The organism is Rhodovulum visakhapatnamense (genome assembly GCF_004365965.1).
GTDB classification, from domain to species: domain Bacteria; phylum Pseudomonadota; class Alphaproteobacteria; order Rhodobacterales; family Rhodobacteraceae; genus Rhodovulum; species Rhodovulum visakhapatnamense.
The window spans coordinates 173,349-182,015 of sequence record NZ_SOEB01000008.1 but is presented as its reverse complement, the minus strand read 5'-3'; the positions used below and the strand labels follow the sequence as shown (position 1 = coordinate 182,015).

General features: G+C 69.0%; 9 protein-coding genes. 7 read left to right on the top strand and 2 right to left on the bottom strand.

What is annotated here, in order from left to right; genetic code table 11:
* The 6 genes from EV657_RS09730 to EV657_RS09705 all read left to right on the top strand — a co-directional run.
* Positions 1 to 390, top strand: a 390-nt coding sequence (locus EV657_RS09730) for a methyl-accepting chemotaxis protein (RefSeq protein WP_243837526.1), incomplete at its 5' end; no start/stop codon positions are given.
* Between the two features lie 214 nt (positions 391 to 604).
* Positions 605 to 1,339 carry a response regulator gene (locus tag EV657_RS09725; protein ID WP_075784589.1) on the top strand — a complete coding sequence of 245 codons (735 nt, stop codon included), beginning with the start codon at positions 605 to 607 and terminating at the stop codon, positions 1,337 to 1,339.
* A complete protein-coding gene (locus EV657_RS09720; protein WP_134077758.1) occupies positions 1,314 to 2,507 on the top strand; it encodes an FIST N-terminal domain-containing protein in 1,194 nt (397 codons plus the stop codon). The genes EV657_RS09725 and EV657_RS09720 overlap by 26 nt, the downstream gene beginning before the upstream one ends.
* Positions 2,504 to 4,750, top strand: coding sequence for a PAS domain-containing hybrid sensor histidine kinase/response regulator (locus tag EV657_RS09715; RefSeq protein ID WP_113669025.1), 2,247 nt, complete (start codon positions 2,504 to 2,506; stop codon positions 4,748 to 4,750). Before EV657_RS09720 ends, EV657_RS09715 begins: the two co-directional genes overlap by 4 nt.
* A 47-nt stretch (positions 4,751 to 4,797) precedes the next feature.
* Positions 4,798 to 5,478, top strand: a complete 681-nt coding sequence (locus EV657_RS09710; protein WP_243837525.1) for a hypothetical protein — start codon at positions 4,798 to 4,800, stop codon at positions 5,476 to 5,478.
* Positions 5,475 to 5,837, top strand: a complete 363-nt coding sequence (locus tag EV657_RS09705) for a hypothetical protein (protein ID WP_075784592.1) — start codon at positions 5,475 to 5,477, stop codon at positions 5,835 to 5,837. Before EV657_RS09710 ends, EV657_RS09705 begins: the two co-directional genes overlap by 4 nt.
* 123 nt (positions 5,838 to 5,960) lie before the next feature.
* On the opposite strand, the gene EV657_RS09700 is transcribed toward EV657_RS09705, so the two are convergent.
* Complete coding sequence (locus EV657_RS09700; protein WP_134077757.1) at positions 5,961 to 6,776, bottom strand: quinoprotein dehydrogenase-associated SoxYZ-like carrier; 816 nt, start codon at positions 6,774 to 6,776, stop codon at positions 5,961 to 5,963.
* A 138-nt stretch (positions 6,777 to 6,914) separates the two neighbouring features.
* On the opposite strand from EV657_RS09700, the gene EV657_RS09695 reads away from it, so the two are divergent.
* Complete coding sequence (locus tag EV657_RS09695; RefSeq protein WP_134077756.1) at positions 6,915 to 7,955, top strand: quinoprotein relay system zinc metallohydrolase 2; 1,041 nt, start codon at positions 6,915 to 6,917, stop codon at positions 7,953 to 7,955.
* On the opposite strand, the gene EV657_RS09690 is transcribed toward EV657_RS09695, so the two are convergent.
* Positions 7,933 to 8,568, bottom strand: coding sequence for a hypothetical protein (locus EV657_RS09690; RefSeq protein WP_113669022.1), 636 nt, complete (start codon positions 8,566 to 8,568; stop codon positions 7,933 to 7,935). The two genes, EV657_RS09695 and EV657_RS09690, sit on opposite strands and share 23 nt — an antisense overlap.
* Positions 8,569 to 8,667: the final 99 nt, after the last annotated feature.

The window sequence follows — 8,667 nt, the reverse complement described above, 5'->3', positions numbered from 1 at the left end:
GAATCAGGGGTCTCTCTGGTGAACCGCACCGGCGAGGCGCTGACCGATATCGTCGAGCGCGTCAGCAACATCGCCGAACTGATCGGCGACATCGCGACCGGTGCGCAGGAACAGTCGGTGGGGCTTGGCGAGATCAACGTGGGCGTGACCGAGCTTGACAAGGTGACCCAGCAGAATGCCGCCATGGTCGAGGAGGCGACCGCGGCCAGCACCACGCTCAAGCAGGAGGCATCGACGCTGCAGCAACTGGTGGCACGGTTCCGTCTTCGGAACGCGGCGCCCGGTCGGCCGACGGCGCGGCCGGCCCCTTCCGCCCGCCCCGAAGCTGCGCCCGCCGTGGGCGAGCCTCGCAAGCGCGCGGTCAACGACGCAGGATGGCAAGACTTCTGACGCTTCGGAACCGGCATCCCGACAGCCAGCGCCGGAGGGCTCCCAGGTTTTCTCGACCTGGTCAACGTCGTCCTGGGATCGGGCTGCGTGGGCGCGAACCTCCGGGTGTCGACAGGTCCGGCGGGCTATCCAGGACCGTTCGCCCGTGACATGGTCTAAACCGTTGCCTTTTCTCAGCGCGATTTGGTAGCGTCGGACGTGGGAGGAAAGACCAATGAGCCATGAACCGGTTGCGCCGGCATTGGCGGCCATAGAGTGCGTTCTGGTCGTCGATGATCACCCACTCTATTCCGATGCGCTTGCCGTCGCCCTTCGGCATGCTTTTCCCGATGCAGAGATCCGGACCGCCACGACGCTCGCCGAGGGTCTTGGGGCGCTTGGATCTGGGTTCTTGCCGGATCTGGTGATGCTGGACCTCAAGCTGCCCGATGTGGCCGGGATCAGCGGCTTTGCCCGGCTGCGCGAGCGTCTGCCGCAGGTGCCGATCCTGGTGATTTCGGCGCTGACCTCGGTCGAGGTGGTGACCGCTCTGATGGACGGCGGTGCGGCTGGGTTCGTCCCCAAAGATGCCTCGATCGACGATCTCAGACTGGCCCTGGCCGAGATCCGCGTCGGCAACCGGTATCTGCCGCTGGCCTATCGCCGGGCCTGCCGGTCGGCGATGCGGGCGCCGCGCGCTGCCAGCGCTCAGGAAATCGGTCGCCGCATTGCCGAACTGACACCGCAGCAGGCCCGCATCATGCGGCTGATTTGCGCGGGCAAGCCCAACAAGCAGATCGCCTATGAACTTTCGCTGGCCGAGGCGACCGTCAAGGCGCATATCACAGCGCTGTTGCGTCGGCTTGGGGTGCAGAACCGGACCCAGGCAGCGGTGCTGATCGAAAGCGCCGCCGTCGATGTCGGAGCGGGGTTCTCGGAGGCCGATGCCCGGGCCTTCCTCAGCCAGTAGCGTCCGGGATGGCGCCGCGGCCGGATCCGGGTCCGGAACCCTTGGTGTCGGGCTGTCGCGCACCGCCGACCCGGCGCGTGCCGCGGCCGAGGCGGCGGCACAGATCAACCGGAGCCAGGCGCGGTTCGTGCTGGCCTTCATTCCCGATCGGCTGGCGCGCGCGCCGCTGGCCGAAGCGCTGGCGCGGCAACTGCCGGGCCTGCCCGTCTTCGGATGCAGCTCGGCCGGGCAGATCACGCCCGAGGGCTACGAGGACGACGCGTTGCTGCTGTTGGCCTTTCCGCGCGCCCATTTCCGCTGTGCGACCCGGCTGATCAGCCCGCTCTCGCCGTTTTCCATCGAACAGGTTTCGGCCGAGGCCCGCCGCCTGGCTGCGCAATTCGCCCATAGCGCGCAATGGAACCGGCTGGCGCTGATCTTCGCGGATGGCCTCTCCAAGCAGGAAGACCTGCTGGTCACGGCGCTTGCGGCGGGGCTCGAGGATGTGCCGGTCTTCGGCGGGTCGGCCGCCGATGCGCTGCGGTTCCGGGAAACCGCGATCCTGCAGGACGGGGCGCTGCACCGTGATGCCGCCCTTCTGGTGCTGATCGAGACCGATCTGGACTTTCGCGGGCTCGGCTTCGACCATTTCCTGCCGACCGAACACCTGATGGTGGTGACCGACGCCGTGCCCGAGGAGCGGCTGGTGCTGGAACTGAACGGGGCGCCCGCGGCCAAGGAATATGCCCGGCTCGTCGGCTGTCCGGTCGAGGCGCTCAGCCCGCAGGTCTTTGCCGAACATCCGGTGCTGGTGCGCAACAATTCGATCTACCATGTGCGGGCGATCCAGAAGGTGGCCGAGACCGGGGCGCTTTCGTTCCTGTCGGCAATCGATGACGGGCTTTTGCTGACGCTCGGGCGCGGGCGCGAGATCCTGCGGACGCTCGAGGAGGAGCTTGCTGTGACCGACGCGGCCGGGCGGGCGCCGGACTTCATCCTGGGCTTCGACTGCTTCCTGCGAAAGCTCGAGATCGGGCAGAAGCAGCTGACCGCCCCGGCTTCCGAGATCCTGCGCCGCCACCGGGTGCTGGGCTTCAACACCTATGGCGAACAGCATTGCGGGGTGCATGTGAACCAGACCTTTGTCGGCGTCGCTTTCTTCGAGCCCCGCACCCGGGGGCTGGCATGATCGACCCGGACGAGCCGCCGGAGGTCATCATCGCGCGGCAGGCGCGTATCATCGACGCGCTGATCCGGCGCAGCAACCGCCAGCACGACATGGGCGGTAGCGCATACGGGCTTTTCCAGTCGGCGGTCGCGCTGCAGGGGCAGGTCTGGGCCAAGACCCGCGATCTGGAACGGACATCGACCGAGCTTGAGCGCGCCCGGGTCGACCGCGAAGAGACCCGCCTGCGGCTGAGCGAGGCGCTCGATGCGATGGAAGGCGGGTTCGCGCTGTTCCACGAAGGGCGGCTGCAGGTCTGCAACGACCTTTTCAAGTCTATCCTGCCCGATATTTCCGCCCGCATCCTGCCCGGCCTGACGGTCGAGGACTATTTCCGCGCGGTGCAGTCAAGCCGGGCCCTGGCCGATCCCGACCGCGCCTGCCGCGATCTGGCCGAGGCGATCACCCGACGCACGGCCGATGGGGCGAGTCTGACCTTCGTGCTGGAATTGCAGGGCGACCGCTGGTTCCAGATCGCGCGGCAGCGCACCCGGTCGGACAACCTGATCCTGACCCAGACCGAGATCACCGACATCGTCCGCAAGAACCGGATGGAAAAGGATCTGCTGATCGACATGCAGGCGCATTACCTGCAGGCCGCCTTCGATCACATGACGCTGGGGATTTGCACCTTTTCCCGGACGGGCGAGGTCACGATCCGGAACGGCCGGTTCCGCGAGCTGCTGGCGCTGCCCTATACGCTGGTGCAGGACGGCACGACTTTCGGGCAGATCCTGCGCCATGTAAAAGAGAACCGTCTGGTCGCCGAGGCCGACATTGCCGATATCGACCTCTGGCTGACGCGGCTGCGGGCAGAGGGCCAGCTGCGCCGGCGTCTGCGGCATGCAAGCGGCCGGGTGTTGGATCTGCATGTGCATCTCTTGCCCGATCGGGGCTTTCTGGCCGACATCTCGGATGTGACGCTGGAATCGCGGGCGACCGAGGTGCTGGAAAAGCGGGTCGAGGAACGCACCTTCGAGCTGACCGAAGCCAACCGGCGGCTGCGCGACCAGCATGCGGTTCAGACCCGGGTCGAGGAAGAGCTGCGCCAGGCCAAGGCCGAGCTTGAGGCTGCGATGAGTTCGAAGACGCGGTTTCTTGCCGCCGCGAGCCACGATCTGCTGCAGCCGGTCAATGCCGCCAAGCTGATGATCTCGACGCTGCGCGACAGCGCGCGTGGCAGCGGGCTCGAGCCGATGGTCGAGCGTCTGCAGGGCTCGTTTGCCTCGATGGAATCGCTTTTGCGGGCGCTGCTGGATCTGTCGCGGCTGGAAAGCACCGGGGCGGCGCTGACGCCGGGGCCGGTCTGTCTGGGGCCGATCATGCGGGCGCTGGGCGAGGATTACGCGATGGTCGCGGCCGAAAAGGGCATCCGGCTCGATGTGATCCCGGCCGCACTCTGGGTCGAGAGCGATCCGCAATTCCTGATGCGGTCGCTGCAGAACCTTCTGGTGAACGCGATCCAGTATACCGAAACCGGCCGGGTTCTGGTCGGCTGCCGCCGCCGCGGCGGCCGGGCGCTTTTGCAGGTCTGGGATACCGGGATCGGCATTTCCAGCGAGGATCAGACGCGGATCTTCGAGGAGTTCACCCGGGCAGGCAACGTGCCACCGGGCTCGGGCATGGGGTTGGGCCTGTCCATCGTCGAACGGACTTGCCGGCATCTGGGCCACGATCTAAGCGTCCGCTCGGCCCCGGGGGTGGGGTCGGTCTTCTCGATCGCGCTTGATCGGGTGGAGCCGCCAGAGGCGGTCTGCCGGACGGGCTGCGACGAGCGGGCAGGCGGTGCGGGCGACGGGATCGACGGGGTGCTCGTTCTGGCGGTCGAAAACGACAGCGACGTGCTTTTTGCCATGACGCGCGCGCTTGAATCCTGGGGGGCCGGGGTGCTGGCCGCGCGCTCGACCGCCGGGGCGCTGGGCCTCGTGGCCGAGATCGGCATGGCCCCCGACCTGATTCTGGCCGACTATCAGCTTGATGGCGAGGACAATGGCGTCCTCGCCATCGACGCGCTACGCCGTGCCGCGGGCGTGAGGGTTCCGGCGATCATGATCACCGCCGATGTCAGCGAGGCCCTGCCGCGGATCGCGGCGGACCGGGGCTTTGCGGTGCTGCGAAAGCCCGTCGATCTGGTGCGGCTCCGGCCGCTGATCGGCCGGACCTTGCGGGCGGGCGCGCCGGTCATGGCCGACGAAAGTCTGGCGTGACAGGCAGGGCCGCGCGGCTAGGCTCGGTGGCAGAGGGAGGACGGGCGATGCGCAGCAGGATGGTGGGTCTTCTGGCCGGGCTTTTGCTGGCGGGGGCTGCAAGCGCCCTGTTTGCGGCCGATACGGCGCCCGGCGAGGCCTATGACCTGATCTTCCGGACCGGCACGCTTGACGGGGTGTCGCGCAACGAGGGGCTGGTCTATCGGCGGTCGGTTCAGAACGACGCCCTGCCGGGGGAGGCGGCGGCCGAGACCGGAGAGCTGCGGCTGGTCTTTCCGCCCGGCGCGCCCGACACGGCCGATCTCCGGCTGATCGAGGGCGAGCGGTTTCGCGCCATCGGCAGCTTTCCGGCCGGGGTCGGCAACCCGGTCGCGATGTACTTCGTCGAGAGCGTCGTGCGCGACATGGCCCGGACGATGGGCGGCAGCCCGTTCTACATCCGCAACCGCCTGAAGGAGGCCCTGATGCGCCCGGCCGAACGGCGACCGGTGCGCGCGTCCTGGGGCGCGGGTGAAGTGGCGGCCGAGGTGGTGGTGCTGCATCCGTTCGAGGCCGATCCGGCGCGCGCCCGGATGGGCGCCTTTGCGGATATGGAGATCGCGGTGACGGTCTCGGACGCGGTGCCGGGCTGGTATCGCAGCCTCTCGGCCACGGTCCCCGGGGCCGGGGGCGCGGCCTATGCCGCGCGGCTGACCCTGACAGAGCCCGCAGCGGAGCCGGGGCAATGAGGCGGGCGGTGTTTCTTCTGGCGGTGGCGCTGGGCACCGGGTCGGCCGGGTCGGCGGCGGCCGAGGATGTGGTGGCCGCGCTGAACGACTATCCGACCGCCGTCCGGGCCGATTACGTCTTTGCCTGCATGGCCGTAAACGGGCAGGGGCACGACGTGCTGCAGAAATGCGCCTGTTCGATCGACACCATCGCGTCGATCCTGCCTTACGAGGCCTATGTCGAGGCCGAGACCGTGCTGTCGCTGCAGCAGGTGGGGGGCGAGCGGATGTCGATGTTCCGGACCGCGCCCACGGCCCGGGCCTTCGTGGCCGAGCTGCGCCGCGCCCAGGCCGAGGCCGAGATCGTCTGTTTCGAGTGAGGGCGGGCTCCCGCCCCCGGCCTGCACGGGGCTTCGCCCCGCTTGTCCGGCGTTGGGCCGGGCCGCGCGCCGGGCGCGCGGCGCCTCCGGCGGGGGTATTGGGACCAAGAAGAAGAGTGGGGATCAGATCTGGCCGTCTTTCGGCAGATCCTGTTCGAAGACATGGCCGTCGGTGTCCTCGGCCCGGACATGCAGGCTGGGGGCGCCATTGTCGGCATAGGAAAAGCGGAAGACCGGGTTTTCGCTGATCGAGATGCCGCCCTCGACGCGGAACAGAAGCTCGCCGCCCTGACGCACCTCGATCCGGTCGAGATAGAGCGGCGGGATGAAGAGCTGGGTCACCTGATCGCGCTGCAGGCCGGAATAGTTCGGGTGGCGGATCATGATCTGGGCCTCGCGCCGGGGTGTCGAAAGCGCGGGGGCTGTGTCGGCGAAGGGCTTGAGCCGCATCCGGCCGATATCGGCCAGCGCCAGATCGGGGCTCTTGCTGGCCGGGGCCGAGCAGCCGCCCGAGGCCTTGACGAAGCGGCCGTCCATGAAGAGGCCGGTTCCGGTATCGGCAATCACCCGGACGTTGGAATACTGGTTGACGCGCACCCGAAGCTCGAGGTCAAGCGGCGCCATGGCCGGGCCGAAGACGATGTCGGCGGCCAGCGGCATCGGGTTTTCGTCGATCACCAGGCGGGCGCGGGCGATATGCGCCTCGGGGTCGGTCTGGCGGATCCGGATCGGGACGGTCGCGGCCTCTTCGGCGCGGTAGGGGGCCTCGATTTCGAAGGGCGCGGGGCCTTCGGCGAGCGTCGCGCCTTGGCCCAGGATCTGCGGCCGGATCTCGTCCCAGACCGGGCTTGCGGTCAGCGGGTTGTCGCGGGGGCTGTCTTCGGCGGTTGCGGGCATGGCGGCCAGCGCGGCCAGCGCCGCGGCGATGACGGTCTTCATGGGAACCTCCCTTTCCGCATGAGATACGGATGAGGATGCCATAGCGGCAGGGCTCTGCCCATCGGCCAATGGTCGGTGTCGATCACGCCTGCGGGATCGGGCAGGATCGGTGTCGGGACGCATCGGCAGGGAGGGGGCATGTTCGAGGCGGTCGTGACGCTGTGCCTGGCGCTGTCGCGCGAGATGTGCCGCGAGGTGGCGCTGCCCGGGATCTGGGCTGCCAAGGTTGAGGACTGCCGCGCGGCGCTGGCGGCGGTGTCCGGGGTCACCGGGGGGCCGGAGCTTGTGGCGGACGGGCCGCCGCGGTGCCGGGAGGCGGGGCCCGAGTTGGCCTTCGACGAGATCGCGCCGGGGGTTCTGGTGCATCGGGGCGAGGTGGCCGAGGCCGATCGGGGCAACCTTGGCGACATTGCCAATATCGCCGTTGTGATCGGCACACGCTCGGTCGCGGTGATCGACAGCGGCTCGGCGCGCTGGATCGGCGAGGCGGTCTGGCGGGCGATCCGGGCGCGGACCGCGCTGCCGGTCAGCCATGTGATCCTGACCCATGTGCATCCCGATCATGTCTTCGGGGCCACGGCCCTGACCGAGGCCGGGGCCATGGTGGTGGCCCATGCGGGGCTGGCGCGCGCGCTGGCCGACCGGCAGGCGGGCTATCTCGACAGTCTCGGCCGGCTGATCGGGCCTGCGGCCCTGATCGGTACCGTCCCGCCGCCGGTCGGCCGCGCGGTCTCGGGCGAGGCCGAGATCGATCTTGGCGGGCGGGTGTTGCGGCTTCGAGCCTGGCCGCCTGCCCATAGCGGCACCGACGTGACCGTTCTCGACAGCGCAAGCGGCGTGCTTTTCGCGGGCGATCTGGTCTTCGACGGTCATCTGCCCGCGCTTGACGGCACGGTGCGGGGCTGGGCCGCGGTGCTGGAAGAGATGAGGCAAGACGGTGCCTCCCTGGTCGTGCCCGGCCATGGCGGGCCGGTGCTGCCCTGGCCCGCAGGCGGGGCCGCGACCGCGCGCTATCTGGAGGTTCTGGCGCGGGATGCGCGGGCGGCCGTCGCGAAAGGCGAACGGCTCGGCGACGCGGTCGGCCATATCGCCGCGGAAGAACGCGGGCGCTGGCGTCTGTTCGATGCCTTCAATGCGCGGAACGCGACCGTGGCCTTCACCGAGATGGAGTGGGAGTGACCGCAGCCGCCTGCAGCATCTGCGCGATGGCGTAAAGCCGCTTTTCCAGCAGCACCGGCGTTTCGCAGACATAGGTCAGCGATTTCTGCCGGTCGGTATAGATGCGCTCGTCCCAGGCGATCTGCTCCTCCAGACTGTCGGCGCGGTCGTAATCGGGTGGCTCTGCCGCCATTGCCGCGTCCATCTCGGTGCGCGCCGCGTCGATCCGTTCGGCAAGCGCGGTCTGTTTCAGCGCGTAGGATTGGATCCCTTTCATGATGGTGCGGCGCTGGGCGGCGAGCCGGTCGAAGCTGGCCTGGAACAGAAGCCCCATCAGGTCGGGACCGGCCGCCTGCGCGGCTGCGAACTGCGCCACCTGCGGGCCGAGGTCTTCAAGCGAGAGCCGCCGGAGCGCGAGCCGGGCGGCAAGATCGGTCACGGTCGCGCGGGTCTCGGGGGCGAGGGCGGCGAGCCCCTCGGGGTCGATCGGTTCGGGCCACATCAGGCCCGGCGAAAGCCGGTCGATCTTGCGCTGGATGCAGGGCCAGGTCGGGTCCGAGAAATCGGCCGCCGCCGCGGGCAACGCCCCGCAAAGCGCCCCCAGCACGGCCGCCATCGTCGCAATGGTCCGCATGTCTGATCCTCCCATCGGGGACTCTACCGGACCGGCGCTGCCTGTCCACCGGATCGCATACCAACCAAGGTCGCAATTGCCGGTGGAAGGGGGGGCTTC

Coding starts and splice junctions, on each gene's coding strand:
- EV657_RS09725 (WP_075784589.1), top strand. CDS start 605: ATGAGCCATGAACCGGTTGCGCCGGCATTGGCGGCCATAGAGTGCGTT.
- EV657_RS09720 (WP_134077758.1), top strand. CDS start 1,314: ATGCCCGGGCCTTCCTCAGCCAGTAGCGTCCGGGATGGCGCCGCGGCC.
- EV657_RS09715 (WP_113669025.1), top strand. CDS start 2,504: ATGATCGACCCGGACGAGCCGCCGGAGGTCATCATCGCGCGGCAGGCG.
- EV657_RS09710 (WP_243837525.1), top strand. CDS start 4,798: ATGCGCAGCAGGATGGTGGGTCTTCTGGCCGGGCTTTTGCTGGCGGGG.
- EV657_RS09705 (WP_075784592.1), top strand. CDS start 5,475: ATGAGGCGGGCGGTGTTTCTTCTGGCGGTGGCGCTGGGCACCGGGTCG.
- EV657_RS09700 (WP_134077757.1), bottom strand. CDS start 6,776: ATGAAGACCGTCATCGCCGCGGCGCTGGCCGCGCTGGCCGCCATGCCC.
- EV657_RS09695 (WP_134077756.1), top strand. CDS start 6,915: ATGTTCGAGGCGGTCGTGACGCTGTGCCTGGCGCTGTCGCGCGAGATG.
- EV657_RS09690 (WP_113669022.1), bottom strand. CDS start 8,568: ATGCGGACCATTGCGACGATGGCGGCCGTGCTGGGGGCGCTTTGCGGG.